A 26468-nucleotide genomic window follows, 5' to 3' on the forward strand; every position below is an offset into this window, starting at 1 on the left:
GCCCCATCGCCGGAACGCCGCCCTCGCCATGCCCCTGTCCCTGTCCCTGTAGGAGCGAGCTTGCTCGCGATGGACGTCAACGATAACGCGTGCTCGCTGAATAAATGCGTCGCCCTTGGGACCATCGCGAGCAAGCTCGCTCCTACAGGGGCTTCTTTTCATGGGCCGTCACCTGCTGGCACAGCTCGATCATCTGCTCGCGCATCCAGCGGTTGGCCGGGTCCTGGTCGGTGCTTTCGTGCCAGTAGAGGTGGGTTTCCACCGGCGGTACGTCGTTGACCGGCAAGTTCACCGAGTACAAGTCATGGCGGCGGGCGAAGCGCTCCGGCACGGTCATGACCATGTCAGTCTGCTGCAACACTTGCGAGGCCATCAGGTAATGCTGGGAGCGCAGGGCGATCTTGCGCTGGATGCCCATCTTGCCCAGCGCCAGATCGACATGGCCCAGACCGCTGCGACGGCTGGAGATATGGATGTGGGTCAGGGAGAGGTAGTCGTCGAGGCTGAATTTTTCCTTGCCTGCCAGCGGATGCCCCTTGCGCATGGCGCACACGTAGCGATCTTCCATCAGCTTGACGTGGCGCACCTGGGGGTCGGTGTTGAGCGGCGCATCGACGGCGAAGTCGAGGCGCCCGGCCGCCAGATCCTTGGTGGTTTCGCGGCGCTTGGACAAAAAGCTCTCGATGATCACCGAGGGGGCCAGGCGACGCAGGCGCTGGAACAGGGGCGGCAGAATCACCGCTTCGGTGAGGTCGGTCATGCTGATGCGGTAGGTCTTGACCGCCTGCAATGGATTGAAGATGCGGCTTTCCTGGACCGAGACCCGTAGCAGGGAGAGGGCGTTGCGTACCGGGCCGATGATGTTCTGGGCCATCGGTGTCGGGACCATGCCCTGGGCGGTGCGCACGAACAGCGGATCGTTGAAGGTCTCACGCAGGCGAGCCAGGGCGTTGGACACCGCCGGTTGAGTGATTCCGACGATCTGCCCGGCCCGGGTCAGGTTGGCTTCGGTGTAGATCGCATCGAAGACGATGAAAAGATTGAGGTCGACCTTGCTCAGATTCATTGCGTGCACTCTTGTTATAGGGGCGGTGTTATTGGCGCGTGTCATACGGACGTTTATGGGGGCTGGGTGGCCTTGACGATCAGTCGATCATATATCGGTGATGAATGTTAATACACGCCGAGAATAGGCTAGGTAAATTTTCGTAGCTGTTCTAGCATCGATTGCATGACCTGAACAACTCATCAAAACCCCCCGTCGAAAGGTAGAGCTGCCCATGGATTTCGCTTATTCGCCCAAGGTGCAAGAACTGCGTGAGCGCGTGACCGCGTTCATGGACTCCTACGTTTATCCGGCCGAAGCTGTGTTCGAGCGCCAGGTCGCCGAGGGCGATCGCTGGCAGCCGACGGCAATCATGGAGGAGCTCAAACTCAAGGCCAAGGCTGAAGGGCTGTGGAATTTGTTTCTTCCCGAGTCTGAACTCGGTGCCGGCCTGAGCAACCTGGAATACGCGCCGCTGGCGGAAATCATGGGCCGTTCGCTGCTGGGGCCGGAACCGTTCAACTGCTCCGCGCCGGACACCGGCAACATGGAAGTGCTGGTGCGTTACGCCAACGAAGAACAGAAGCAACGCTGGCTCGAACCCTTGCTGCGCGGCGATATTCGCTCGGCGTTTGCCATGACCGAGCCGGACGTGGCGTCCTCCGACGCCACCAACATGGCCGCACGCGCCGTGCGCGATGGCGACGAGTGGGTGATCAACGGCAAGAAATGGTGGACCTCGGGCGCCTGTGATCCGCGCTGCAAGATCCTGATCTTCATGGGCCTGAGCAATCCGGACGCACCGCGTCATGCCCAGCACTCGATGATTCTGGTGCCGGTGGATACCCCGGGGGTAAAAATCGTGCGCCCGTTGCCGGTGTTCGGTTACGACGATGCCCCTCACGGTCACGCCGAAGTGCTGTTCGACAATGTCCGGGTGCCGTACGAAAACGTCCTGCTGGGTGAAGGCCGCGGCTTTGAAATCGCCCAGGGTCGCCTCGGCCCTGGCCGGATTCACCACTGCATGCGTTCGATCGGCATGGCTGAGCGCGCGCTGGAACTGATGTGCAAGCGCGCGGTGAACCGTACAGCGTTTGGCAAGCCCCTGGCACGTCTGGGAGGTAACATCGACAAGATCGCCGATTCGCGGATGGAGATCGACATGGCGCGCCTGCTGACATTGAAGGCCGCGTACATGATGGACACGGTCGGCAATAAAATTGCGAAGAGCGAAATCGCGCAAATCAAGGTGGTGGCGCCGAACGTCGCCTTGCGGGTGATCGACCGGGCGATCCAGATCCATGGCGGGGCAGGGGTGTCCAACGATTTCCCGCTGGCCTACATGTATGCGATGCAGCGCACCCTGCGCCTGGCCGACGGCCCGGACGAAGTGCACCGCGCGGCGATCGGCAAGTTCGAGATCGGCAAGTACATCCGGTAGGAGCAAGCTTGCTCGCGATGGACGTAAACGATAACGCGTATTTGCTGGATAAACGCGGTGCTTATGTAGGAGCAAGCTTGCTCGCGATGGTCGTAAACGATAACGCGTGTTTACAGGTTAAACGCGGCGCTCTTGAATCCATCGCGAGCAAGCTCGCTCCTACAAAGGTCGGTTTTGAGTCAAAGGTCGATGGTTTGTCAGTCGACCATCGGCAGCCCATAGAACGCCCGCGCACACGCAGTGCTGTGAGCCGCCAGCTCTTCCTCGCTTTCCCCACGATGCAGCGCCACTTCGCGCAACACTTCAGTGAGATACGCAGGCTCGTTGCGCCCGTTTTTCGGCTTGGGCCGCAAACTGCGTGGTAACAGGTACGGCGCATCGCTCTCCAGCATCAACCGCCCGCGCTTGATTTCCTTCACCAACGGATGCAGGTGCGTGCCCCGGCGCTCGTCGCAAATCCAGCCGGTGATGCCGATGTGCAAATCCAGATCCAGGTAGCTGAACAGGGCCTTTTTTTCGCCGGTGAAGCAATGCACCACCGCGGCGGGCAACTGATCCCGGTAATCACGCAGGATCTCCAGCAAACGCTGACTGGCATCGCGCTCATGGAGGAATACCGGCATCTGTAGCTCGACCGCCATCGCCAAGTGCTCTTCGAGAACTTTTTCCTGCTGCGGACGCGGCGAGAAATCGCGATTGAAATCCAGTCCGCATTCACCCACGGCCACCACATTCGGCTCCTTGAGCAAGCTACGCAGTTGCCGGTCGCTGTCGGCATTCCAGTCACTGGCCGAGTGCGGATGAATACCGGCGGTGGCGAACAGGCGTTGTGCCGTGTCATCCAGCTGGCGACACAGCTCCAACGCCTGTTCGCTGCCCTCGACACTGGTCCCGGTGAGCACCAACTGGCAGACGCCGGCCGCGTAGGCACGGTCGAGTACCGCCTGGTGCTTGTCGGCAAAACTGGGGTTGGTCAGGTTGACGCCGATATCGATGAGTTGCATGGTGCTACCTCGGACCAAAGGCCGGAAAGCATATCAGAGCTGCAGATTTATAAGAAAAACCAAGAACTACAACGGGTTATTGCTGTCTCTTGAGGCCGAGAGACAGGTCCGGTTGGTCAATATGCCATCGCTGTGCCAGTTTTCGGCACCTTGTCAGCGCTCAGAGCGCTCTGTTTCTGTCGTTCGATCTCATGAAAACGATCGACCCGGTATTCTTTGCGGAGAGCGGATGATTCGTCCCTCGGTGTTGCTACTGCTGTGTTGTTCGTTGCTGCTGCCGATGCCCGCGGTTGCGCGCCTGGCCGGGCCGCTGCAAGCCGTGCCGGCAGCCAAGGTCCGCGATCTGGCGGACATCCGCAGCAGCCGGGTGCTGAGGGTGCTGGTCAATCAGAGCCGCAACAGCTCGGGCGAGGTCCAGGGCCAGTCCATTGGCGTCGAATACCATCGCCTGCGCGCCTTCGAGCAATACCTCAACGGTCACGCCCGAGACGGTCAGGAAATCACCCTCAAGATCATTCCCAAGGCCAAGGATCAATTGCTCGGTGCGCTGCAGCGCGGCGAGGGGGATCTGGTGGCGCCCGGGGAACTGCTCGATCTGCGGCCCGGCTTTGCGGTCAGCACCAGTGCTCCGGTGTCGAGCAACGTACCCTTGCTGCTGGTCGGTATCAAGGGCGAGCGACGCTACACCCGTCTTGAACAACTCTCGGGCAAAACCCTGGCGCTCCCCACCGGCAGTGCCGCTGGCGATGCGGTCAGTCAGATCAATCAGAAGCTGGCGCTGCGCAAGCTGGCGCCGGTGAAGATCGAGTGGGTCGACCCCAGCCTGGCGGTCGAGGATGTGCTGGAGATGGTCCAGGGCGGGATTTTCCACCTGACCATCGTCGAACAACCGATTGCCGAGCGCTGGGGCAAGATCCTGCCCAAGTTGCGTTTTGATCGGCAGGTGCTCATCAGCGAGCCGGGCGAGGAGTACTGGTTCGTGCGCCGCGATGCTTCGATGTTGCGCGCGAGCATCGATCGCTTCCTGACCGGGTACAAAAAACCATCGGATCAGGACGTCGCGTTCCTGCGGACCTATCGACGCTTGTATCGCGTGCACTATCCCTTGGCCAAGGCTGATCGACAGCGCCTGGAAAAACTGCGACCGGTGCTGCAGAAACACGCTGATGCCCAAGGCATGGACTGGCTGAACCTGGCGGCACTGGCGTTCAAGGAGTCGTCCCTGCAACCCAATGCCCGCAGCGGCAGCGGCCCCACCGGCCTGATGCAGATCACCCCCTCCGCGGCCCAGCGGGTGGGGGTCAACAATATCCAGAACCTCGATGCCAATGTGCAGGCGGGGGCCAAGTACCTGGCAATGATCCGTCGCAAATTCTTTTCCAGCCCCAAACTCAACGAACGCGAGCGCATGGCGTTTGTGCTGGCGGCCTACAACATGGGGCCGGAGCGGGTGCAAGGCATGCGTGCCGAGGCGCGTCGCCGGGGCTTGAATCCCAATCAGTGGTTCTTCCAGGTGGAACGCATCGCCATGGAGCAGGTGGGAATGGGCGCCGTCAGCTATGTTAATAGCGTGAACAAGTATTACCTGGCGTTCGATCGGGAGCGGGAGTCGTTGGAGCCCGGGGGGCAGAAGGTTGTCTCGCGTAAATGATCGAATAAACTGATTGTTATGGCGGATATATTGCGCTTTTAACATGATATTTACTGATTAATATAGCGGCCAACCGAAACCTTAACTCCAGAATGGATGACACAGCATGAGCACACTGATCAACAAGGTACTGTTTACCCGCGCCGGCTATGGCCTGACTGTCCTGCGGATTTTCGTCGGCATCATCTTCGCCGCCCACGGTTCGCAGAAACTGTTCGGTGCGTTTGGTGGTTATGGATTGGCAGGCACGGCGCAGTACATGGAGAGCATCGGTCTGACGCCAGGCTATGTGATGGCGACGCTGGCGGGCGGTACCGAGTTCTTTGGCGGCCTGGCATTGATCATCGGCCTGCTGGCGCGCCCGGCTGCCTTGGGTCTGACCTTTCTCTCGCTGGTGGCGATTTTCACGGTGCATATTGGCAATGGGCTGTTCATGGCCAATAACGGGTATGAGTTCGCTTTGGCCTTGTTGGGCGGCAGCATTGCGGTGTTGATTGAGGGGGCGGGCAAGCTGTCGGTTGATCGGGCCATCGCGGGGTGATGGAAGGCGGCCTTCGGGCCGACCTGTGTCTCGTTGAGTGAGTACATATCCGTTGCTGCGGTATTGGCCGCTGACGGCCCCTCGCTCCGGTATCCATCCGGGGACACTGCCCTCCGGTCTGCTTCGCGACGACCTACATGCAGCGTGTTCGACTGCGTCGAACGGCGCTACGCGCCACTCCCCGGATGAACACCTCCACTCAGCCTCCCGACGGGGCGGGTGGATCAAGATCAAGCGCTGCAGGCGAGCTAACGCTCGGCCTGATGAGTGGTGAAGGGCGCAGGTGTACGCCAATACAAATAATGAAATGGCTACCCCCGCCGCACAGCAGCGAAGGCGGCCTAATAGCCAACCTTATTCTGCGGATGTACCTGGACCCTGTAGGAGCTGGCTTGCCAGCGAAGGCGGCCTAATAGCCGACCTGTTTCTGCGGATGTACCCGATCCAACTGTGGGAGATAGCTTGCTCGCGAAGGCGGACTGACATTCGGCACCGATGTCGACTGATCCGCCGTCTTCGCTGCGGTGCGGCGATCCGACAAGCCAACAACTTTCCCCATTGCGCAGCCGTTTTTTGTTGCGCGTCATTCTTGACACCCTCCGGTCAGCTTCTCTAGGATGCTGCTCATGCGCCGATTTAAACAGCTACTTGCGGGGCGCCAGGTGACTCGATCAGTTGCCGACAGAAGCTTGAAACAGGCTTCGAAATACCGCTAAAGCGCTGGTTCGGTGTTGCCTCTCACCTGCCATGCAGACTTTTTGAGGCAGAGACATCACACGATGAATGCATTAAGCCCCGTTATACGCCCCGCGCCGATCACGGCCCATCTGACCCAGCGCAACCCAAAAATCCTGCTGGGCGGCAAACATCAGCCGACGCTCCTGCGCTATCTCGATGGCTGGCCACGTCGCACCGGCGGGCCTGCAGCCTTCCTGATCCAGTTTGTCGAAGACGGCGAGTCCCTGGCCCGATTTGCCAGCGACAGCTTTGATCTGGCGGTGATTCAATCACCCAGCATCGAAGACGCCCCCGAAGTGATCAGGCAACTGACCCGCGTTGCCCGACAAGGGCTGATTACCCGCCGCTGAGGTTCAGCGCACTGCGACTCAGGGATAGTCGATCGCCACGATATACACACACTGCTCGCCGGTAGGCGTCTGGACCCGCACTTCGGCGTCCAGGGCCTTGCCGATCAGCGCGCGGGCCAGCGGTGAGTCGATGCTGATCAGCCCCAACTTCAAATCAAGCTCGTCCGGCCCGACGATGCGATAGCGCGATTCTTTGCCAGCCTCGTCTTCAATGGTGACCCAGGCGCCAAAATAGACCTTGTTCGGGTCGCTCGGCTTCTCGCTGACCACCTTGAGCGCTTCCAGCCGTTTGGTGAGAAAGCGCACGCGGCTGTCGATTTCGCGCAGCATTTTCTTGCCGTAGGTGTACTCGGCGTTCTCCGAGCGATCGCCCTGGGCCGCGGCTTCGCTGACCGACTGCGTGACCTGCGGGCGGCGCACATGCCAGAGCTCATGGAACTCGGCCCGCATCCGCGCTTCACCCTCGGGGGTGATCAGCGCGGTGCCGGCAGTGCGGGGAGGGCGATAACGGCTCATGGCAACTTCTTGTGGTGGAGAAGGCTTGAGTCTATCAACCCTCGCGCAAGACTGTCAGGGGGCTGGCATTCAAGGCGCGACGAGTACCGAAGACACCGGCGCCACCGATCAGCACGGCGCCGATCAGCGGCAGCACCAGCAGCCACGGATGCGGGTGCCAGGGCAGGTCGAAGGCGTAGCGGTAAAGCACCAGGCTCACCAGTTCCGAGCCCAGCGCCGCCAACAAGCCGCTGACTGCGCCAAGCAGACCGAACTCGATGCGTCGGGCCTTGACCAGCAACTGCCGCTCGGCCCCCAGCGCCCGCAACAAGGCACCTTGGCGAATGCGCTCGTCCAGCGTCGCTTGCAGGCCGGAGAACAACACCGCCATGCCCGCCGCCAACACGAACAACAGCACGTACTCCACTGCCAGGGTGACTTGGGCGAGGATGCTGCGCAACTGCGCGAGCAAGGCTTCGACTTGCAGAATCGTCACCGCCGGGAAGGACCGGGACAGGTCGACGATCTGCTGATCATGACCGGCCGCCAGGTAGAAACTGGTCAGGTAGGTCGCCGGCAAGTCTTTGAGGGTGCCGGGCTGGAAGATCATGAAGAAGTTCGGCTGGAAGTTGTCCCAGTTGATGTCTCGCAGGCTGGTGACTTTCGCTTCGCGATTCATCCCGCCGACGCTAAACACCATGTGATCGCCGAGCTTGAGCTTGAGGCTTTCGGCGACCTTGCCTTCCACCGATACGCCGGGAATTTCATCCGGCGCTTGTCCGGCCCACCAGTTGCCGGCGGTGAGTGTGTTGCCCGTCGGCAGGTCCGCCGCCCAGGTCAGGCTCAGGTCGCGCTGGATCGCCCGGTCACCGGCCGAATCCTTGCTGACGATGTCCTGCACCGGCTCGCCATTGATGCTGATCAGTCGCCCCGGCACCACCGGGTACAAGGGTGCCGACTGTGCCGACAGTTCGATCAATCGATCGGTGAAGGCCTGCTTGTCCGCCGGCAGAATATTCAGCGCGAAATAGTTCGGCGCGTTTTTTGGCAACTGGTTCTGCCAGGTGTCCAGCAATTCGCCGCGCAACAGGGCGATCAATGCCATGGACAGCAGAATCAGACCGAAGGCCAGGGCTTGACCCGCGGCGGCCAGCGGATGGCGCAGCAACTGGCCCAACCCGAGGCGCCACGGCAAGGATGCACGCGCGAGCATACGGCGCAGGCTCTTGAGCAGCAGCAACAGCAAACCGCCCAGCACCAGCGCGGCGATCACGCCGCCGCCGAGCAGGGCAAAGGTCAGCAGCAGGTCCAGGCTCAGGCGCCACATGATCAGGCCAAGGGCGCCCAAGGCCGCGCCATAGACCATCCAGGTGCTGGTGGGAATCGGCAGCATGTCCCGCCGCAATACCCGCAAGGGTGGCACCCGACCCAGCGCCGCCAGCGGCGGCAAGGCAAAACCGGCCAGCGCCACCAGCCCGGTGCCGATCCCGGCGATGCCCGGAAACAGGCCGCCCGGCGGCACATCGGTCGGCACCAGGTCATGCAGCAAGGCGAACAGCCCGAGCTGCGCCAGCCAGCCGATAACGGCGCCGCTGAGACTGGCGAGCAGCCCGAGCACCGTCAGCTGCAAACTGAACAGCACCATGGTTTCCCGACGGGACAGCCCCAGGCAGCGCAACAAGGCGCTGGCATCGAATCGCCGCGTAGCGAAGCGCGTCGCCGACAACGCCACCGCCACCCCGGCCAGCAGCACCGCCACCAGGCTGGCCATGTTCAGGTAGCGTTCGGCCTTGCCCAGGGCGCCGCCGATCTGCCGGTTGCCGTCGCGGGCATCCTGTACGCGCTGGTTGGCGGCCAGCCCGGGCTTGATCAGTTGCCGATAGGTTTCCAGCGCCTCGGCGTTGCCGCGCCAGAGTTCGCGGTAGCTGACCCGGCTGCCGGGTTGCACCACGCCGGTCGCCGCGAGGTCGTCGAGGTTGATCAGCACCCGTGGCGTGAGGCTGTAGAAATTGCCGGCGCGGTCGGGTTCGTAGGTCAGTACGCGCGCCAGTTTCAGGGTTTTCATGCCGACGTCGATGCTGTCACCGATTTTCAGGTCCAGCGCGGTCAGCAGGCGTCCTTCGACCCAGGCTTCGCCGGGTTTCGGGCCGCCACCGGCTTCTTCCGCGGCAAAGGGCGCGGGGGTGCTTTTCAATTCGCCGCGCAGCGGGTAGACGGCGTCGGCGGCTTTGATGCTGGAGAGCTGGATGCCGTTGTCGGTGGCGATGACGCTGGAAAACTCCACCACCTGCGCGTGTTCCAGACCCAGCTCCACGCCGCTCCGGATCTGTTCGGGGCGCGCCGGCGAGCTGCCTTCGAGCAGCAGGTCGGCGCCGAGGAATTCGGTGGCGCGCAGCATCATGGCGCCATTCAGGCGGGCACCGAAATAGCCGATGGCGGTACTCGACGCCACTGCCACCAGCAGGGCGAAGAACAATACCCGCAGTTCACCGGCGCGGGCGTCGCGCAGCAGTTGGCGGAGGGCGAGGCTGAACAGGCGCAGCAGCGGCAGGCGTGCCATCAAGGCTCCAGAGGGGCGACCAGCAGGCCGGCTTCAAGGCGGATCAGGCGCCGGCAGCGATGTGCCAGGCGTTCGTCGTGGGTCACCAGCACCAGGGTCGTGCCCCTTTCCTGGTTGAGTTCGAACAGCAGGTCGCTGATGCGTTCGCCGGTGTGGCTGTCGAGATTGCCGGTGGGTTCGTCGGCGAACAACACATCCGGTTCTGCGGCGAAGGCGCGGGCGATGGCCACGCGCTGCTGTTCACCACCGGAGAGTTGGCGGGGCGAGTGGCTCAGGCGTTGGCCAAGGCCGACCCGTTGCAGCAGTTCGGTGGCGCGCTCTCGGGCGTCTTTGCGACCGTCGAGTTCCAGCGGCAGCATGACGTTTTCCAGGGCGTTGAGACTGTCGAGCAACTGGAAGGATTGAAAGACAAAACCGACATGTTCGGCACGGATGCGGGCGCGCTGGTCTTCATCGAGTTGGCTCAGGCCCTGCCCGGCCAGGGTGACTTCGCCGCTGCTCGGCAGGTCGAGGCCGGCCAGCAGGCCGAGGAGGGTGGATTTGCCTGAACCGGAGGCGCCGACGATGGCCAGGCTGTCGCCCTTGTTCAGTTCCAGGCTGAGTTCGTGCAGGATAGTCAGTTCACCTTCCGCGCTGGAAACCACTTTGCTGAGGTTCTTCGCGGTGAGAATGCTTGCGCCCATGGAGAATCCGATGCGAGTGTGGTTTTTGAGTGCTGGCCTGGCCTTGATGTGCATGGCCCAGAACGCAGCGGCGGGTACAGTCCTGATCGTTGGCGATAGTATCAGCGCCGGTTTCGGCCTGGATACCCGCTTGGGGTGGGTGTCGCTGCTCGAGCAACGGCTCAAGCGCGAAGGTTTCGACGATAAGGTGATCAACGCGTCCATCAGCGGCGACACCAGTGCCGGAGGCCAGGCGCGCCTGCCTGCGCTGCTTGCAGAGCATAAGCCGGAGCTGGTGGTCCTCGAGTTGGGTGGCAATGACGGGCTGCGCGGAATGCTGCCAACGCAATTGCAACAAAACCTTGCGGCGATGATCGACAGCTCCCGCGCCAGTGGTGCCAAGGTGCTGTTGCTCGGCATGCAATTGCCACCCAACTATGGCGAGCGTTACACCAAGGCCTTCGCCGAGGTTTACACCAAAGTGGCCGATGAGAAAAAAATCCCGCTGGTACCGTTTTTTCTCGACGGCGTGGGCGGTCATCCTGACTTGATGCAGGCCGACGGCTTGCACCCGGCCGCGGGGGCGCAGGACAAGTTGCTGGAAAATGTCTGGCCGGCACTGAAACCGCTGCTTTGACGCTTTTCTAGCGGTCGCGTTTCGGCTAAGGTGGCGCCCCCGATTTGGAGCCCCCGATGCCGCGTCCCGCCTGGTCACTTTTTGCCTATCAACTGATCGAGCCTGACGAACAGCTGGATCTGTTTGCCTGCCAGGAAGTGCGGGTGCATCTGGTGACCCGTCAACTGGAATTGGGCGGCTCGGCGGACCGCACCCTGTGCGGCAGCTTGCTGCCGGCGCAGCCCCGCTGGTCGAGCGTCGACCGCCGGGTGTTCCAGGACCAGCGCCTGTGCTCGCTGTGCCGGGCCATCCTGGAATCGCAGAAACGCGGCACCTCGCCGATCTGGCCTGAGCTGCGCTTCGAACTCTAGATCGCTTTCGCCGGCAAGCCGGTCTCGCTCTCATCCTCATCTTAGTTCCTGCGCAAGACACAAGCGGGCTTGCTCGCGAAGACGGCATTCCAGGCGCCATGGATGTTTGAGGCAGAACCTTTCACGAACAAGCCCGTCCCATGCCTTGCATCACCTGTAACAGTCGCGCCTCCCCGAAATAACGGGCGCCAGTGTACAATCCCGTTTTTATACCCTTGTCGATCATGCGAAGGATTTTCCGGATGTTGCCGCGTTTTCCTGCCGTCACCCGCAGCCTGACCCTTGCCGCCCTGTGCGTCGCGGGTCCGGTTGCCGCATTGGAGCTGCCCCTGCCACCGCCCGGTGAAGACATCGTCGGCCAGGTGCAAGTGATCAAGGCCAAGTACGAAGACACCTTCGCCGACCTTGGTACCACCTACGATCTGGGCTATTCGGAAATGGTCGCGGCCAACCCCGGGGTCGATCCATGGTTGCCGGGCGCCGGCACCGAGATCGTGCTGCCGACGCGCTTCATCCTGCCCCCGGGCCCGCGTGAAGGCATCGTCATCAACCTGGCCGAGTACCGCCTGTATTACTACCCGAAAGACCGGAATGTGGTCTACACCTTCCCGCTGGGTATCGGCCGTGAAGGCTGGGGGTCACCGATCGCCCACACCAGCATCATCGCCAAGACGCCGAACCCGACCTGGACACCGCCAGCGTCGATCAAGGCCGAGCATGCCGCCGACGGCGATCCCTTGCCGAACGTGGTGCCGGCAGGCCCGGACAATCCACTGGGGCCGTTCAAGTTCACCCTGGGTACACCGGGCTACCTGATCCATGGTTCGAACAAGAAGTTCGGCATCGGTATGCGGACCAGCCACGGTTGCTTCCGCATGTTCAACAACAACGTGCTGGAAATGGCCGGCATGGTGCCGGTCGGCACGTCGGTGCGCATCCTCAGCGATCCTTACAAGTTCGGCGTCAGTGGCGGCAAGGTGTATCTGGAAGCGCACACGCCGCTGGACGACGCGGGCAACCCGTCGGTGGTGGACAAGCACACTGCCGTGATCAACGCGATGCTCAAGCGTGAGGACATCACCAATAACCTGCGGATGAACTGGGATGTGGTCCGCGACGTGGTGGCTGCCGAAGATGGCCTGCCGGTGGAAATCGGCGTACCGGACGCCTCGGCGCCCATGGTGACGACTTCGCCGATCGATCCACTGCAGTAACGCTTGAAGACAACCCGCCGATGCTGACCGCGTCGGCGGTTTTTTTTGCCTGTACGAAACGGCGGGCAAAAAAAAGCCGACCCATGAATGAGTCGGCTTGATAACAATCCCGAAGGACTATTACTTGCGGCTAGCTTTTTCCAGCATGCGCAGAGCACGCTCGTTAGCTTCGTCAGCAGTCTGTTGTGCTTTTTGAGCAGCAGCCAGAGCTTCATCAGCTTTACGGTAAGCTTCGTCTGCACGAGCCTGGGAGCGAGCAGCTGCGTCTTCGGTAGCAGTCAGACGTGCTTCGGTTTCTTTCGATACACTGCTGCAACCGGTAGCCAGAACTGCGGCCAGCGCCAGAGCAGAGAATTTCAGAACGTTGTTCATCGTGTTCCCCTTCAAGGACTTTCTAGTAAGTAGCTGTCTCCTCAGAGTGAGGAAATGGCCGGCGTACATACTACCCATTACTTCTAGTAAGTAAACTGACGTGAAGCAAGAAGCAAAAAAAATTGTAGGCGTTGATTCTTTTTCGAGCAACTTTTAACTGCACTGTTTAAAAAATATCCAGCTGCGGAAGCCCGAGTTGAGCGAGCCCGGGGGAAAAAGTACCCCGTGCCCGCAGCTGTTTTACCGGTCTTGGCCAAAGTCTGTCTATATGGATTCGTCTACACTTTTGTTCAGCATGTGTGCGGCACCTCTCATATCTTTCTCCTAGTTGAGGTGACTTTAACGAGGGGCGTTCGTCTTAAGTCTCAATATCCGGCAATGTTCGGGCTCCGACCGGGTGAAAGACCCGGTCGAGCCGTCCCTGCGCGACCCGGAGCGGCACCTGCCAACCTGCACGATGACGAGCGTACCTTGAGCATTTTTGCCAATGGTGCCTACTATTTGTTCGTGCCCGGTTGCGCGAGATCGTGCAGCTTTTCTCGGTGTCCATTCAGGCACGGGGTGGCGTAGATGTTCCTTCGCCGGAAAAACATCGGTAAGGTAGGGGTCAGAATCCAAGACCCGCGAGGAGTAGTGATGAGCGAGGCGTTGTCCATCCACCATGACCAGGCTGGTCATCAGTTCGAGACCAATGTGGACGGTCATCGTGCCTACCTGACCTATATGGATCTGGGGAAACAGACCCTGGATATCTATCGCACCTTTGTGCCCAATGCATTGCGTGGTCGAGGCATTGCGGCCGCCTTGACCGAAAAGGCGCTGGAGTACGCCGAGGAGATGGGCTACACCGTCATTCCCTCGTGCTCGTACGTGGAGCGCTACATGGAACGTCATCAGCGGCATGCGGCCAAGCTGAGCCAGTAAAACCAACGCATAAAAAAAACGCCGGGCTCAGCCCGGCGTTTTTTTGTGGCGGTTTTTGTCTGGCGCTTTTTTCTGAAGCAGCGATCAGGTGCGATCGCGTTTGGGCAGCACATCCTTGAGCTTGGCATGCATGCTGCGCAAGGTGGTTTCGGTGGCGGTCCAGTCAATGCAGGCATCGGTGATCGACACGCCGTATTGCAGGTCGGCGAGGTCTTTAGGGATCGCCTGGCAGCCCCAGTTCAGATGACTCTCGACCATCAGCCCGATGATCGACTGGTTGCCTTCGAGGATCTGGTTGGCGACGTTCTCCATTACCAGCGGTTGCAGGGCCGGGTCCTTGTTGGAGTTGGCGTGGCTGCAGTCGACCATGATGTTGGGCTTGATCTTCGCCTTGTTCAGCGCTTGCTCGCACAGCGCGACACTGACCGAATCGTAGTTCGGCTTGCCGTTACCGCCACGCAGCACCACATGCCCGTAGGCATTGCCCTTGGTGGTGACGATCGACACGCCACCTTCCTGGTTGATGCCCAGGAAACGGTGCGGGCTGGAAACCGACTGCAGCGCGTTGATCGCGACCGTCAGCCCGCCATCGGTACCGTTCTTGAAACCGACCGCCGAAGACAGGCCGGATGCCATTTCACGGTGAGTCTGGGACTCGGTGGTGCGTGCGCCGATGGCGGACCAGCTGATCAGGTCCTGCAGGTACTGCGGGGAGATCGGGTCGAGGGCTTCGGTGGCGGTCGGCAGGCCCATTTCGGCCAGGTCCATCAGCAACTGCCGGCCGATGTGCAAGCCGTCCTGGATCTTGAAGGAGTCGTCCAGGTACGGATCGTTGATCAAGCCTTTCCAGCCGACGGTGGTGCGTGGCTTCTCGAAATACACGCGCATGACCAGATACAGGGTATCGGACACTTCCGCCGCGAGTGCCTTCAGGCGCTCGGCGTATTCGTGGGCCGCCTTGATGTCGTGGATCGAGCAGGGCCCGATGACGACAAACAGGCGATGGTCGGTGCCATCAAGAATGTTGCGAATGACTTCGCGACCCTTGGTGACGGTGCGCAGGGCAGAGTCGCTCAGAGGGATATCACGCTTGAGCTGATCAGGAGTGATCAGCGTCTCGTTGGAGGCGACGTTTAGGTCGTTGATCGGTAAATCAGCCATCGTTTACTCGTCAGGTCACAGGTGCCGGCCGCCAGCGAACCCGCGCGGCGGAGCACAGCAAATTAAGCGCGTCGGGGAGCGGAACCTTAGCGCGTTACACCGTGGCTCGACAATGGGCAGACGCCGGTTTGCGGCGACAATGCGGCAGGAAACCGAGCGAAAAGGCTGCCTAATCCAGCACCGGTTGCGAAAAAGCCCGGCGAACCGTGTCATGGGAGAACTCGTCGGCGTGCTCCTGGACCCATTCCAGCGCCAGCGCCTGGTTATCGTGCAAGTCGCTGTGGGTGTCATGCATGCGGCAATAACGTTCGATCTGGCACACCTGTTCGCCCATCCGCGCGGTGAACAGGGTCTGCTCGTCAACGAAGGCAATGCCCACCAGATAGCCACGCTTTCGTCGCAGGCACCAGGCCACATAACCCAGGTAGCGCAAGTCCGGGTTCACGGTCGGCATGCGCACTTGCAGCGCCGTCCCGTGGCGCCACGCACGGTGGTAATTGCAAGCCATGCCCCCGAGGCTGATAGAGTGCAGCTGTTGCCGCGAAATGCACTCGGGCGTGAGCAACGTCAACTCTACGGGTACATCGTCAGGATGAGGAAGAAAACGTCCCATGAGCACGGACTCCATGTGTCGGCCATCTGACATCGTTCCCACCAGTATAGTGGTCGAATCTGAACTGACGGATTTCGACGCCGACCAACGGCTGCTGGCGATGAGCGGTGTCTCGCTGCTGATTTTCACCAGTGTCGGTTGCGCCGGTTGCCGTTTTGCCCGTGAGCGGGTTCCGCAATTCGACCTGAATGTCGATCGGTTGTGCTGGATCGATGCCGGGAACAATGGCGGGCTGGTCGAGCGTTATCAGGTTTTTCATTTGCCGGCGCTGTTTGTCGTGCGCGACGGCGAGTTTTTCGGGGGCCTTGAATCGCGACTGACGGCTACCGAGCTGAATGAAGCGCTGGATCAGGCGCTGAGTCGAATTGCAGAGGAGTTGCCATGATGGAGGCAGTTGCCAGGCCGCTCGCCTTGTATCGCAGTTTGAGTTTTATCGATCGACGTAACGCTTGAGTCGATCAACCAAAGGGGAAGGGGCATGGCCAAGACTATCGATGACAAACTGGTGCTGGCGATTTCCTCGCGGGCGCTGTTCGACCTGAGCGAAAGCCACAAGATCTATCTGTCGAGCGGCGTTGAAGCCTATCGCCAGTATCAGATCGAACATGAAGACGAAATCCTCGAGCCGGGCGATGCATTCCCGTTGGTGCAAAAACTCCTCAACCTCAATACCCACCTGGGCCGCGCCCGGGTCGAGGTGATCCTGGTTTCGCGCAACAGTGCCGACACCGGCCTGCGGGTGTTCAATTCGATCCACCACTATGGCCTGGCGATTTCCCGGGCGGCATTTGTCGGCGGGCGCAGTCCTTATCCTTACCTCAAGGCCTTTGGCTGCGACCTGTTTCTCTCGACCCATGCCGAAGACGTGCGCAGTGCGCTGGAGGCCGGGTTCGCCGCGGCGACCATTTTGTCGGGCGGCGCCAGTCGTGCGGCCAGCGATGAATTGCGGATTGCCTTCGACGGTGACGCGGTGCTGTTTTCCGACGAATCGGAGCGCGTCTATCAGGCCGGTGGCCTGGAAGCCTTTCAGGCCAGCGAGCGTGAAGCGGCCCGCCAGCCTTTGCGCGGCGGCCCCTTCAAAGGCTTCCTGGCCGCCCTCAACCTGTTGCAGCGCGAGTTCCCCGACGACGCTTGTCCGATTCGTACGGCCCTGGTGACGGCGCGTTCGGCGCCGGCCCATGAACGGGTGATCCGCACCTTGCGCGAATGGGATATCCGTCTGGATGAGTCGTTGTTCCTCGGCGGCCTGACCAAGTCGGCGTTTCTCGAAGCCTTTGCCGCCGACGTGTTTTTCGACGATCAGGCCGGTCACTGCGAGTTGGCCCGGGAGGTGGTCGCCACCGGTCATGTGCCTCACGGCATAAGCAACGAACAAAAGGTTTAAGCCCGTGCTTCAAGGTGTTGCACGGCACGTCGTACTCGCCAAGGCACTGCTAAGCTGAATCAATCTGCGCCATGTTGGCACTCGAGGAGGTCATATGATTCATTCGATGCTATATGCCACTGACCTCGGCCTATACGCGCCTTTGGTGATGCAGCATGCCTTGGCGCTGGCGAAGACATTCAACGCCGACCTCTACGTGGTACACGCTGTGGAGCCGATGGGGTTGTTCGCCGAGTCGGTGCTCCAGAGCTACCTCGATGAACAGGCGCTGAACGAGTTTCACAGCCAGGGCTTGAATACGGTGATTGCCAATATCGAGCGGCGGGTGCTCGACAGCTTTCGTGAAGAACTGGGGGAAGACGGCGAGCAGGACCTGAAACGGATCAAGGCGGTGCGGGTGCTGCAGGGCGATCCGTCGCAGGTGATTCTCGACCAGGCGCAGAAACTCTCCGTGGATTTGTTGATCGTAGGTAGTCATAGCCATGGAGCTGGCGCGGAAACGCCTCTGGGCAGGACCGCGGCGCGGGTCCTGCAATTGTCTCGGGTACCGGTCTATCTGGTGCCCCGGGTGGAGCGTCGGCGCCAAGGGGATCGCTAGAACGCGAATAATGGCCATTTGACAAAAAAGTTCTAGATTTATTCTTCAAACCATTAATATAGTTATATACCGTCGCTGATGCCCGTGGCGTCTACCTGCTTTGAGGGATTGATATGAAGCTTCAACAACTGCGCTACATCTGGGAAGTGGCGCACCACGACCTCAACGTTTCCGCTACAGCCCAAAGTCTCTACACCTCGCAGCCGGGCATCAGCAAGCAGATCCGTCTATTGGAAGATGAGTTGGGCGTCGAGGTTTTCGCCCGCAGCGGCAAACACCTGACCCGCGTCACACCGGCCGGCGAGCGCATCATCACCACCGCTGGCGAGATCCTGCGCAAGGTAGAAAGCATCAAGCAGATCGCCCAGGAATTCTCCAACGAGAAGAAGGGCACCCTGTCGATCGCCACCACCCACACCCAGGCACGTTATGCATTGCCGCCGGTGATCAGCAATTTCATCAAGCAATACCCGGACGTGGCCCTGCACATGCACCAGGGTTCGCCGATGCAGATCGCCGAAATGGCCGCTGACGGCACCGTGGATTTTGCCATCGCCACCGAAGCGCTCGAGCTGTTCGGCGACCTGGTGATGATGCCGTGCTATCGCTGGAACCGCTGCGTGGTCGTGCCGCACGGTCACCCGCTGACCAAGCTGTCGAAGCTGACCCTCGAAGCGTTGGCCGAATACCCGATCGTGACTTACGTGTTCGGGTTCACCGGTCGATCCAAGCTCGACGAAGCCTTCAGCCATCGCGGCCTGACGCCGAAAGTGGTGTTCACCGCGGCCGACGCCGACGTGATCAAGACCTACGTGCGCCTGGGCCTGGGCGTGGGCATCGTGGCGAAAATGGCGGTCGATGCCAAACTCGACAGTGACCTGGTGGTGCTCGACGCCAGCGAACTGTTCGAATCCAGCGTCACCAAGATCGGTTTCCGTCGCGGCACCTTCCTGCGTGGCTTCATGTGCGACTTCATCGAGAAGTTCGCCCCGCACCTGACCCGCGAAGTCATGGCCAAGGCCATCCAGTGCCATAACAAGCAGGAACTGGAAGAACTGTTCGACGGGGTCGAACTGCCGGTCCATTGATGTCCTTCAGATCACCTCGGTGACAGTAAATTGTTGCCGGGTGCCCGCCACCAGAATCTCCACCTCGTCCCCGTCGAACTTGCCCAGCAGGCTTTTGCCCAGTGGCGAGCGCGGGGTGATGACGGTGATCGGCTGGCCCACCAGATCGATCTTCAAGCCGGCCGCGTCGGGGGCCAGGAACAGCCATTGCTCGCGACCCTTCTCGTCCTCCAGGCCGAGCAGGGCGCCGACTTCGATGCCGCGCTGGTTGTCGTACGGGCGCAGCATCAGGTTCTGACACAGCGTCAGTGACTGCCTGATTTCCTCTACCCGTTTAGCCTGTCCGGCCGCCAGGTAAGACGCCTCCAGGCCCAGGGTGTCGTACTTGTTTTCGGCGATGTTCTCTTCATGGGTCGCGGTTTCGTAAGCGGTTTGCGCGGCTCGCTCGGCAATGTCGAGATCGATTCGCAGCTTGTCGAGAATCAGTTGGTGGACGGTCGGCTTGTGCATGGAAAGATTCTTGGTCAGTCGCAAAATTGCATGACATTGGCCCGGCTTTTTTCGCTGGGTGCGGTGCGGTCCTGTTGCAGCCAGAACTGGCATTTCGGATTGGCCAGGTTGCGCTGGCTGCTGCGGGCCTGATCCAGTCGTTGCTGCTGCTCGTTTCGGCGCAGGTTCTCTTCGTATTGGTCGAACAGCGGACTCTGAGGTGGACTATCCGGCACCGGTTGCGCCACCACCGGCGGTGTGGCCAGGTGCTCGATCGCTGCCGCGACGGGCGCCAGTTGCTCGCTGAACAACAGGCGAGCGACGAGCCAGGCGGTAAGCGCGATGGCCATGAATCCCAGCCACAGGCCGAAGGCGATGCTGGCGCTCAGTTGCACGGCATTGAGCGGGGTCGGCAATGGCCGGCGCGGGTCGGGACGGTAGGGCATGGCGGCCTCCTGGCGGGTGATCGCGGGCAAGGGGCGATTGTCGCATGAAGATTAATCGCCGGCGGGTCTTCTGTACGGGGTAATTTATGCGGACAATCGGCGCCTTTGCCAACGGGAGCCTGGAATGCCTGAACTGAACGCCCGCTGGGATATCTTTTGCACCGTGGTCGACAACTTTGGCGACATCGGTGTGACCTGGCGCCTGGCCCGACAGCTGGTGGCCGAACATTCGGTGACGGTTCGTTTGTGGATTGACGATCTGCGGGCCTTCGAGCGCTTGTGTCCGGACATCGACATTAACGCTTCGCAGCAGTGGCAGCAGGGCGTCGAGGTGTGCCGGTGGGGGGCTGACTGGCAACCCACCGAAGCCGCCGATGTGGTGATTGCCGCGTTCGCCTGTCAGTTGCCGAGTGCTTACATGGACGCCATGGCCGAGCGGGAACAGCCGCCGCTCTGGATGAATCTCGACTACCTGAGTGCCGAGAGCTGGGTCGTCGGCTGCCATGGCCTGCCGTCGGTGAAGTACAAGCATGTGCAGAAGTACTTTTTCTTCCCCGGGTTCCAGTCGGGCACCGGTGGCTTGCTGCGTGAAAAAGGCTTGCTGGAGCGGCGGCGGCAGTTTCAGCAAAGTCCCCAGGCACAGCGGGAATTCCTGCAAGGCCTGGGGGTCGATCGTGCAGAAGGCGCGCTGCTGATCTCGCTGTTTGCCTATGAAAATAAAGGCCTGGCGAGCTGGCTCGAGACGCTGGCCAATGACTCGACACCCACGCATCTGCTGGTGCCCGAAGGGCGGATTCTCGCGGATCTCGAACGCTGGCTGGGTGTGGACGGGTTGTCGGCGGGCGCCGTGCAGGTGCGCGACGCCTTGACCGTGCAAGTCCTGCCGTTCGTCCGGCAGGACCAGTATGACCTGCTGCTGTGGAGTTGCGATTTCAACGCCGTGCGCGGCGAAGATTCCTTTGTCCGTGCCCAATGGGCTGCGCGGCCACTGCTCTGGCACATCTATCAGCAGGAAGAAGATGTCCACCTGGAGAAGCTCGAAGCTTTCCTTGAACGCTACGTGCAAGGCCTTTCGCCAGCCGCCAGCGAGGCGATCAGCGGTCTCTGGCGGGCGTGGAACGCCGGTGAGACAATGGGCGATCACTGGCAATCGACCCGCAAACACTGGCCCGAACTGCAAAAACATGCCGACGCGTGGTGTCTGGAACAGGCCTTGCAGGCTGATCTTGCCGCGGCGCTGGTACAGTTTTATGTAAATTGGATATGATACGCGGCCTAGATTTATGTAAATCCCATCCAAATTCGGATATTCGCAATGAAAACTGGTAAAGAACTGAAACCCGGTACCGTGATCCGTCTCGAAAACGATCCTTGGCTGGTTCAGAAAGCTGAATTCACCAAGTCCGGTCGTAACAGCGCGATCATGAAGACCAAGCTGAAAAACCTGCTGACCGGTTACAAGACCGAGATCGTTTACAGCGCTGACGACAAACTGGACGACGTAATCCTCGACCGCAAAGAAGCGACCCTGTCCTTCATCAGCGGCGACACCTACACGTTCATGGACACCACCGACTACACCATGTACGAGCTGAACGCTGAAGACATCGAAGCCGTTCTGCCTTTCGTTGAAGAAGGCATGACCGATGTTTGCGAAGCGATCTTCTTCGAAGAGCGCCTGGTTTCCGTAGAACTGCCGACCACCATCGTGCGTCAGGTCGACTACACCGAAGGCTCCGCTCGCGGCGACACTTCCGGCAAGGTGATGAAGCCTGCCAAACTGAAGAACGGTACCGAACTGTCGGTTGCCGACTTCATCGAAATCGGCGACATGATCGAGATCGATACCCGCGAAGGCGGTTCCTACAAAGGCCGTGCCAAATAAGCACCGCTTCAGGAATGAAAAAGCCCGACCATTGAGTCGGGCTTTTTTGTGCGCGTAGATTCAGGTCCAGCGATGAACCCCCTTGTGGAGCGAGACCGGCTTGCATCAGTGGCGGCTGAAGTTATTTTGCAGTGCCAGGTCCCACGGCGGCACCGGGCTGAAACGAGCCTTCAGGTATTCCAGCAACAAGCGACTGCGGGAGTTGGGTTGCTGCGCCAGGCGCAAGGCGTAAATGCCGGTCGTTTCCGGTTGGGGCAGGCCGCTTTCGCAGAACAGCGGCAGCAGTTCGCCACGCAACAGGTATTCGCTGGTCAGCCAGGTCGGCAAATGCGCGACACCCAGCCCGGCCAATGCGCCTTCGAGCAGCGCCTCGGCGTTATTGGCGCTCATGCGGATGCGCCCTGGGCGGTGCAGGTGCAGGTGCCCGTCGCGTGCGAAGCGCCAGGCAAAGAGCGGAGCCAGGCCATCCCAGTCGAGACCGTCATGTTCCGCCAGCTGCGCCGGATCGGTGGGTACGCCACGGCGCTGCAAATAGTCGGGGCTGGCGCAGGCGATCCGTACCATGCTCGCCAGCGGCGTGGCCACCAGCCGGGTATCGGCCATTTGCCCGGCGCGCAGCACCAGATCGACTTTGCCCAGGTTCAGGCCCTGCATGTCGACAAAACTTTCGATCAGATGAAGTTGCACATCGAGGCCGGGGTACAGCCGCAGAAAATCGGCAATCACCGGCGCCAAGTGCAGCCGGCCGAACGCTGCCGGCGCATCAATCCGGATCAGGCCTTCCGGCGCACTGCTCAGGGACACCGCTTCCGCCCGGGCCAACTGCAATTCCGCGACAATCCGCCGGGCGCGCTCGGCAAAGGCCAGTCCTGCCGGCGTTGCGCGCACCGCGTGGGTGCTGCGGATGAACAATTGGCTGCCGACCGCCTTTTCCAGGCTGTCGATCCGCCGCGCTACGGCTGAAGGGGTCAGCGGATGACGGCGGGACGCGGCGGAAAAACTGCCGGTTTCCAGAACGTCGAGAAACAGGCCCAACTGCCCGGTCAATTGATTGGGATTCATGCGTGGTCTGCGCTTGTGCGAATTTGGCATAGCCATTGTGCGTTGCTGTGCGTTTCCCTGCCAGAGGCGACTGCGTAGGATGAGCGTACTGACGTGAGGGGAATGGGCAAGTGATCGAGTTTTTGATGTACCTGGTGTTTGGCGCTGCCTTGGGGACCCTCGGTGGATTGTTCGGCATCGGCGGCGGTTTGATCGCGATTCCGCTGCTGGGCGTGCTGTTCGGCCTCGATCAGCAGATCGCCCAAGGCACCGCGCTGGTGATGGTCGTGCCGAATGTCATGCTGGCGCTGTGGCGTTATCACCAGCGCAATCGTATCGAGATGCGCCATGCCTTGCCGCTGGCCTCGATGGGCTTCTGTTTTGCCTGGATCGGTTCGATCTGGGCCGTGGGCATTGATGCGCAAACCATGCGTCTCGCTTTTGTCGCCTTTCTGGTCGCCCTGACGGTTTACAACCTGGTGCGAATGTTCACGACCCACTCGCCGCCTTCTGCGCAGATGAACCATTCGCCACGGTGGCTGGGTGTCCTCGGTGCCGCGTCGGGCAGCATGGGCGGGTTGTTTGGCGTGGGCGCGGCGGTGGTGGCGACGCCGGTGCTGACCAGCGTCTTCGGCACCAGCCAGGTGGTGGCGCAGGGGCTGTCACTGGCGCTGGCATTGCCCAGTACCAGCGTCACCCTGGTGACTTATGCGGTGCACCACGAAGTGGACTGGACGATCGGCGTGCCCTTGGCGATCGGCGGACTGATGAGCATCAGTTGGGGGGTTAAGGTCGCCCACGCGTTGCCGGAGCGGCTGTTGCGCGGGCTGTTCTGCGGGTTCCTGGTGCTGTGCGCGGTGATGCTCGCCTTTAAAGTTTGAAGCCTTCGACAATGTGCTCGGCCAGGCACTCGGTGATCGGCGACGGGTTGTGCAGGTTGCGCACCAGCATGATGCTCGCCTCCGGCAGGACCGGAAGGTCCTCGGTCTCCCCCAGGATGCGCATGTCGGGGGTGATCAGGCTTTCCAGTTGCGCGGTGATGGCCAGGCCGGCGCTGACCACTGCCATGATCGCCGACAGGCTGGAGCTGTTGTAGGCGACGCGGTAGTCGCGGCCCATGGCGTCCAGCGCATTGCAGGCCCACAGCCTGCAGAAACAGTCGCTGTTGAACATCGCCAGGGGCAACGGCGTCTGCTCGTGAACGCTGTAGCACTGCGCTTCGGCCCAGACGAAACGCTCCTTGCGCAACAACTGGCCGATCTCGTTGCCCGGTTCCCGGGTGACGATGGACAGGTCCAGGTCCTGGCGCAGCAGCAGTTGTTTTGATGGTTCGCAGTGCACTTCGATCTGGATCAGCGGATAGGACTGGGCAAATCGCCGCAGGATCCCCGGTAGAAACCGCATGACGTAATCGTCCGGCGTGCCGATGCGCACCATGCCGACCATGTGCGGCTCGCGCAAGGTATTGAACACCTCGCTGTGCAGCTTGAGGATGCGCCGGGCATAACCCAGCAGCACCTGGCCTTCAGCGGTCAGCCGCACCTGCCGTCCATCGCGCTGGAATAATTGGCGCTGCAACACGTCCTCTTCCAGTCGCTTCATCTGCATGCTCACGGCGGACTGGGTGCGGTTGACCTGTTCGCCGGCGCGGGTAAAGCCGCCCTGGTCGGCGATGGCGACAAAGGTGCGCAGCACTTCGGTATCGATACTCGGGTAGGCGGACATTCATCAATCTCCGAGATGTGTTGCATCAGAAACATTCGTTGGATTGATCTTAGCCCTGGCGCGACACTTGAGCCATCCAAACGGAGGGCAACACGATGAAAGGTCAAAAAGGTTTTATCACCGTTGAAAAACACTCCATCCACCTGGTGACCGACCTGCTGCACAAGATCAATCGCTGGTACGAACTGCACCGCGAGCGTGAAATGTTGGCGGGCATGAGCGATGAAGCGCTGAAGGATATCGGCCTGACCCGTGCAGATGTCGCGCAGGAAGCTGAACGGCACTTCTGGCAAGACCCCATGAGCAATGGAAAATAAGCTGAACGCTCTGCGGGAAATTCCCGGTCACAACCCCATGATTGCGGCGCAAGCGCATGAAATGGGGTTCGTGGCGACCTGAAACAGACGGTCATAGACATTCGCTGGAGCCTGCCCGACACCTGGCCAAGACTGCCGCCTCGACGCTGAGGAGCATCATCATGGAACGATCGTTTATTGCACGGAGCAACAGGTTACAGGCATTCAGCCACGGCTTGGCCAAGGTCGGCCTGCCGCTATCCAGGGCCACGGCGCAACTGATGCGCTGGCGACAACTGAGCAGGGATCGCGCCGTACTGGCGCGCTTGAGTGATGACTGTCTGCGCGATATCGGCTTGAGTCGGGCGGACGTCATGCTGGAGTCGTCCCGGCCGTTCTGGGACGATCCGCACAAGCGATGAAGCGGTGTCGCTGGCGTTTTATGCGCAGGTCGCTAAGGTGGGAAGAGACCTCGCCATGAGCCGTTGAATGTCCACTTCCTCGAGTTTTTCCTTGAAACAGGCCAGACGTCTGGCGCTGACCGCCCAAGGCTTCACCGGGCGTCAGCCGCCAGCGCCGGTCAAATCGGCCCGGATCAATCGATTGATCGAGCGCCTGGGGTCGGTGCAGATCGACTCGGTCAATGCGTTGGTGCGTTCGCACTACCTGCCCCTGTTCTCCCGTCTCGGCCATTACGCTCATGATTTGCTCGACCAGGCCGCCTGGGGTCGGGGCCGGCAACGCACGTTGTTCGAGTACTGGGGGCATGAAGCCTCCCTGCTGCCGTTGTCGATGTACCCGCTGATGCGCTGGCGCATGCTGCGCGCGAGCCGTGGCGAGGACATCTATCAGCAACTGGCGCGTTTCGGTCGTGAGCAGCAGGACACGGTACGCCGGGTGCTGGACTCGGTTCAGGCACTTGGCGCGCTGGGGGCAGGGAGCCTGTCGACCCGTCAGGAGCGGGCAGGACCCTGGTGGGACTGGAGCGCGGAAAAGCATGCACTGGAATGGTTGTTCGCCGCCGGTGAAGTGACCGTGGCCGGGCGGCGCGGGTTCGAGCGGCTGTACGATTTACCGGAGCGGGTGATTCCTTCGGCGATTCTCCAGCAGCCTCTGCTGTCGGAAGCCGAGGCGCAGCGGGGGTTGTTGCTGCACGCCGCCACCGCTTTGGGGGTCGGTACGGAAAAAGACCTGCGCGACTATTTTCGCCTGGGGCCGGCAGACAGTCGACCGCGGCTGGCGGAGTTGGTCGAGTCCGGTGCCTTGCTGACCTGTGAGGTTCAGGGTTGGCGACAGCCGGCGTACTGCCTGCCCGAGCCGAAGGTGCAGCGCAAGGTCGAGACCAGCGCGCTGCTGTCACCCTTCGACTCGCTGATCTGGGAGCGTAGCCGCACCGAGCGGTTGTTCGATTTTCGCTACCGACTGGAGATTTACACCCCTCAGAGCAAGCGGGTCTATGGCTATTACGTGTTGCCGTTCTTGCACAATGAGCGGATTGCCGCGCGGGTGGACCTGCGCGCCGAGCGAGCGCTGGGCAGGCTGGCGGTGCACGCCGTGCATGAGGAAGAGCCGGGGCTGGACGAGGAGGGGATGCTGGCGTTGGCGGTCAATCTGCGGCGGATGGCGCAGTGGCTGGGGTTGGAGCGGGTTCAATTGAATTGTCCGCGGGCGAGTGCGGCGCGGTTGCGAGTGGCATTGGCCAGCATTGGCAGTGATTAAGCTGGCGCCGAACTCAACCCCCCTGTAGGAGCTGGCTTGCCAGCGAAGGCGATCTAACAG

At 61.1% G+C, this 26468-nt stretch carries 30 protein-coding genes; 18 read left to right on the plus strand and 12 right to left on the minus strand.

Annotation, left to right across the window (positions count from 1 at the left end):
- Positions 1–142 precede the first annotated feature (142 nt).
- Entirely contained in the window at positions 143–1066 is a 924-nt protein-coding gene (locus ELQ88_RS10510; protein ID WP_128871793.1) for a LysR family transcriptional regulator, read from the minus strand.
- A gap of 214 nt (positions 1067–1280) precedes the next feature.
- On the opposite strand from ELQ88_RS10510, the gene ELQ88_RS10515 reads away from it, so the two are divergent.
- The gene (locus ELQ88_RS10515; RefSeq protein ID WP_128871794.1) at positions 1281–2486 is read left to right on the plus strand and encodes an acyl-CoA dehydrogenase; all 1206 of its coding nucleotides are present in this window, start codon (positions 1281–1283) and stop codon (positions 2484–2486) included.
- Positions 2487–2683: 197 nt separating this feature from the next.
- Here the strand turns inward: ELQ88_RS10515 and ELQ88_RS10520 are convergent, their stop codons facing one another.
- Positions 2684–3490 carry a TatD family hydrolase gene (locus ELQ88_RS10520; RefSeq protein ID WP_138964941.1) on the minus strand — a complete coding sequence of 269 codons (807 nt, stop codon included), beginning with the start codon at positions 3488–3490 and terminating at the stop codon, positions 2684–2686.
- A 229-nt stretch (positions 3491–3719) separates the two neighbouring features.
- On the opposite strand from ELQ88_RS10520, the gene ELQ88_RS10525 reads away from it, so the two are divergent.
- The 3 genes from ELQ88_RS10525 to ELQ88_RS10540 all read left to right on the plus strand — a co-directional run bounded on the left by ELQ88_RS10525 (position 3720) and on the right by ELQ88_RS10540 (position 6770).
- On the plus strand, positions 3720–5141 hold the full coding sequence (locus ELQ88_RS10525; RefSeq protein WP_128871795.1) for a transglycosylase SLT domain-containing protein: 1422 nt from the start codon (positions 3720–3722) through the stop codon (positions 5139–5141).
- 106 nt (positions 5142–5247) lie between these two features.
- Positions 5248–5682, plus strand: coding sequence for a DoxX family protein (locus ELQ88_RS10530; protein ID WP_128871796.1), 435 nt, complete (start codon positions 5248–5250; stop codon positions 5680–5682).
- 779 nt (positions 5683–6461) lie between these two features.
- Positions 6462–6770, plus strand: coding sequence for a class I SAM-dependent methyltransferase (locus ELQ88_RS10540; RefSeq protein WP_128871797.1), 309 nt, complete (start codon positions 6462–6464; stop codon positions 6768–6770).
- 18 nt (positions 6771–6788) lie between these two features.
- Here the strand turns inward: ELQ88_RS10540 and greB are convergent, their stop codons facing one another.
- From greB to ELQ88_RS10555, 3 genes are read right to left on the minus strand one after another with little or no spacing between them, the layout of a single operon-like run.
- Positions 6789–7286: a transcription elongation factor GreB gene (gene greB, locus ELQ88_RS10545; RefSeq protein WP_064676581.1), complete on the minus strand. Its 498-nt coding sequence runs from the start codon at positions 7284–7286 to the stop codon at positions 6789–6791.
- A 34-nt stretch (positions 7287–7320) separates the two neighbouring features.
- Positions 7321–9825 carry an ABC transporter permease gene (locus tag ELQ88_RS10550; RefSeq protein ID WP_138964943.1) on the minus strand — a complete coding sequence of 835 codons (2505 nt, stop codon included), beginning with the start codon at positions 9823–9825 and terminating at the stop codon, positions 7321–7323.
- Positions 9825–10508, minus strand: a complete 684-nt coding sequence (locus tag ELQ88_RS10555; RefSeq protein WP_128871799.1) for an ABC transporter ATP-binding protein — start codon at positions 10506–10508, stop codon at positions 9825–9827. The genes ELQ88_RS10550 and ELQ88_RS10555 overlap by 1 nt, the downstream gene beginning before the upstream one ends.
- 10 nt (positions 10509–10518) lie before the next feature.
- On the opposite strand from ELQ88_RS10555, the gene ELQ88_RS10560 reads away from it, so the two are divergent.
- The 3 genes from ELQ88_RS10560 (at position 10519) to ELQ88_RS10570 (ending at position 12688) form a co-directional block, all read left to right on the plus strand.
- On the plus strand, positions 10519–11124 hold the full coding sequence (locus ELQ88_RS10560; protein WP_138964945.1) for an arylesterase: 606 nt from the start codon (positions 10519–10521) through the stop codon (positions 11122–11124).
- Between the two features lie 56 nt (positions 11125–11180).
- A complete protein-coding gene (locus ELQ88_RS10565) occupies positions 11181–11474 on the plus strand; it encodes a hypothetical protein (protein ID WP_003226812.1) in 294 nt (97 codons plus the stop codon).
- 242 nt (positions 11475–11716) lie between these two features.
- Entirely contained in the window at positions 11717–12688 is a 972-nt protein-coding gene (locus ELQ88_RS10570; protein ID WP_128871801.1) for a L,D-transpeptidase family protein, read from the plus strand.
- Positions 12689–12808: 120 nt separating this feature from the next.
- On the opposite strand, the gene oprI is transcribed toward ELQ88_RS10570, so the two are convergent.
- Positions 12809–13060, minus strand: a complete 252-nt coding sequence (gene oprI, locus ELQ88_RS10575) for an outer membrane lipoprotei OprI (protein ID WP_003172710.1) — start codon at positions 13058–13060, stop codon at positions 12809–12811.
- Positions 13061–13696: 636 nt separating this feature from the next.
- On the opposite strand from oprI, the gene ELQ88_RS10580 reads away from it, so the two are divergent.
- Complete coding sequence (locus ELQ88_RS10580; RefSeq protein ID WP_008057026.1) at positions 13697–13984, plus strand: GNAT family N-acetyltransferase; 288 nt, start codon at positions 13697–13699, stop codon at positions 13982–13984.
- A gap of 84 nt (positions 13985–14068) precedes the next feature.
- On the opposite strand, the gene ELQ88_RS10585 is transcribed toward ELQ88_RS10580, so the two are convergent.
- Both ELQ88_RS10585 and ELQ88_RS10590 read right to left on the minus strand, forming a co-directional pair.
- On the minus strand, positions 14069–15145 hold the full coding sequence (locus ELQ88_RS10585; RefSeq protein WP_128871802.1) for a 3-deoxy-7-phosphoheptulonate synthase: 1077 nt from the start codon (positions 15143–15145) through the stop codon (positions 14069–14071).
- A gap of 169 nt (positions 15146–15314) precedes the next feature.
- Entirely contained in the window at positions 15315–15758 is a 444-nt protein-coding gene (locus ELQ88_RS10590; protein ID WP_128871803.1) for a PilZ domain-containing protein, read from the minus strand.
- On the opposite strand from ELQ88_RS10590, the gene ELQ88_RS10595 reads away from it, so the two are divergent.
- From ELQ88_RS10595 to cysB, 4 genes are all read left to right on the plus strand, one after another.
- Positions 15757–16143, plus strand: a complete 387-nt coding sequence (locus tag ELQ88_RS10595) for a thioredoxin family protein (RefSeq protein WP_128871804.1) — start codon at positions 15757–15759, stop codon at positions 16141–16143. The two genes, ELQ88_RS10590 and ELQ88_RS10595, sit on opposite strands and share 2 nt — an antisense overlap.
- Before the next feature lie 93 nt (positions 16144–16236).
- Entirely contained in the window at positions 16237–17142 is a 906-nt protein-coding gene (locus ELQ88_RS10600) for a 5'-nucleotidase (protein WP_128871805.1), read from the plus strand.
- 94 nt (positions 17143–17236) lie between these two features.
- On the plus strand, positions 17237–17740 hold the full coding sequence (locus tag ELQ88_RS10605) for a universal stress protein (RefSeq protein ID WP_128871806.1): 504 nt from the start codon (positions 17237–17239) through the stop codon (positions 17738–17740).
- A gap of 113 nt (positions 17741–17853) precedes the next feature.
- A complete protein-coding gene (cysB, locus tag ELQ88_RS10610) occupies positions 17854–18828 on the plus strand; it encodes an HTH-type transcriptional regulator CysB (RefSeq protein WP_128871807.1) in 975 nt (324 codons plus the stop codon).
- A 6-nt stretch (positions 18829–18834) separates the two neighbouring features.
- Here the strand turns inward: cysB and ELQ88_RS10615 are convergent, their stop codons facing one another.
- Both ELQ88_RS10615 and ELQ88_RS10620 read right to left on the minus strand, forming a co-directional pair.
- Positions 18835–19317 carry a GreA/GreB family elongation factor gene (locus ELQ88_RS10615; RefSeq protein ID WP_128871808.1) on the minus strand — a complete coding sequence of 161 codons (483 nt, stop codon included), beginning with the start codon at positions 19315–19317 and terminating at the stop codon, positions 18835–18837.
- A 14-nt stretch (positions 19318–19331) separates the two neighbouring features.
- Positions 19332–19742 carry a hypothetical protein gene (locus ELQ88_RS10620; protein ID WP_138964947.1) on the minus strand — a complete coding sequence of 137 codons (411 nt, stop codon included), beginning with the start codon at positions 19740–19742 and terminating at the stop codon, positions 19332–19334.
- A gap of 124 nt (positions 19743–19866) precedes the next feature.
- Here ELQ88_RS10620 and earP point away from each other — a divergent pair, with 124 nt between their 5' ends.
- Positions 19867–21009 (plus strand): elongation factor P maturation arginine rhamnosyltransferase EarP, encoded by a 1143-nt coding sequence (earP, locus tag ELQ88_RS10625; RefSeq protein WP_138964949.1) that lies wholly within the window; start codon positions 19867–19869, stop codon positions 21007–21009.
- Positions 21010–21057: 48 nt separating this feature from the next.
- Complete coding sequence (locus ELQ88_RS10630; RefSeq protein WP_007943632.1) at positions 21058–21627, plus strand: elongation factor P; 570 nt, start codon at positions 21058–21060, stop codon at positions 21625–21627.
- Positions 21628–21732: 105 nt separating this feature from the next.
- On the opposite strand, the gene ELQ88_RS10635 is transcribed toward ELQ88_RS10630, so the two are convergent.
- A complete protein-coding gene (locus ELQ88_RS10635) occupies positions 21733–22689 on the minus strand; it encodes a LysR family transcriptional regulator (RefSeq protein ID WP_138964951.1) in 957 nt (318 codons plus the stop codon).
- Positions 22690–22799: 110 nt separating this feature from the next.
- Between ELQ88_RS10635 and ELQ88_RS10640 the strand changes: the two genes are divergently transcribed.
- Positions 22800–23549, plus strand: a complete 750-nt coding sequence (locus ELQ88_RS10640; RefSeq protein ID WP_128871812.1) for a sulfite exporter TauE/SafE family protein — start codon at positions 22800–22802, stop codon at positions 23547–23549.
- Here the strand turns inward: ELQ88_RS10640 and ELQ88_RS10645 are convergent.
- On the minus strand, positions 23539–24393 hold the full coding sequence (locus tag ELQ88_RS10645) for a LysR substrate-binding domain-containing protein (protein ID WP_138964953.1): 855 nt from the start codon (positions 24391–24393) through the stop codon (positions 23539–23541). The two genes, ELQ88_RS10640 and ELQ88_RS10645, sit on opposite strands and share 11 nt — an antisense overlap.
- Before the next feature lie 95 nt (positions 24394–24488).
- Here ELQ88_RS10645 and ELQ88_RS10650 point away from each other — a divergent pair, with 95 nt between their 5' ends.
- The 3 genes from ELQ88_RS10650 to ELQ88_RS10660 all read left to right on the plus strand — a co-directional run bounded on the left by ELQ88_RS10650 (position 24489) and on the right by ELQ88_RS10660 (position 26408).
- Entirely contained in the window at positions 24489–24710 is a 222-nt protein-coding gene (locus tag ELQ88_RS10650; RefSeq protein WP_128871814.1) for a DUF1127 domain-containing protein, read from the plus strand.
- A gap of 161 nt (positions 24711–24871) precedes the next feature.
- Positions 24872–25111, plus strand: coding sequence for a DUF1127 domain-containing protein (locus tag ELQ88_RS10655; RefSeq protein ID WP_128871815.1), 240 nt, complete (start codon positions 24872–24874; stop codon positions 25109–25111).
- Positions 25112–25178: 67 nt separating this feature from the next.
- Positions 25179–26408 carry a winged helix-turn-helix domain-containing protein gene (locus tag ELQ88_RS10660; RefSeq protein WP_138964955.1) on the plus strand — a complete coding sequence of 410 codons (1230 nt, stop codon included), beginning with the start codon at positions 25179–25181 and terminating at the stop codon, positions 26406–26408.
- The last annotated feature ends 60 nt before the right edge of the window (positions 26409–26468 follow it).

The sequence above is a fragment of the Pseudomonas sp. MPC6 genome (assembly GCF_006094435.1).
Lineage (GTDB): Bacteria > Pseudomonadota > Gammaproteobacteria > Pseudomonadales > Pseudomonadaceae > Aquipseudomonas.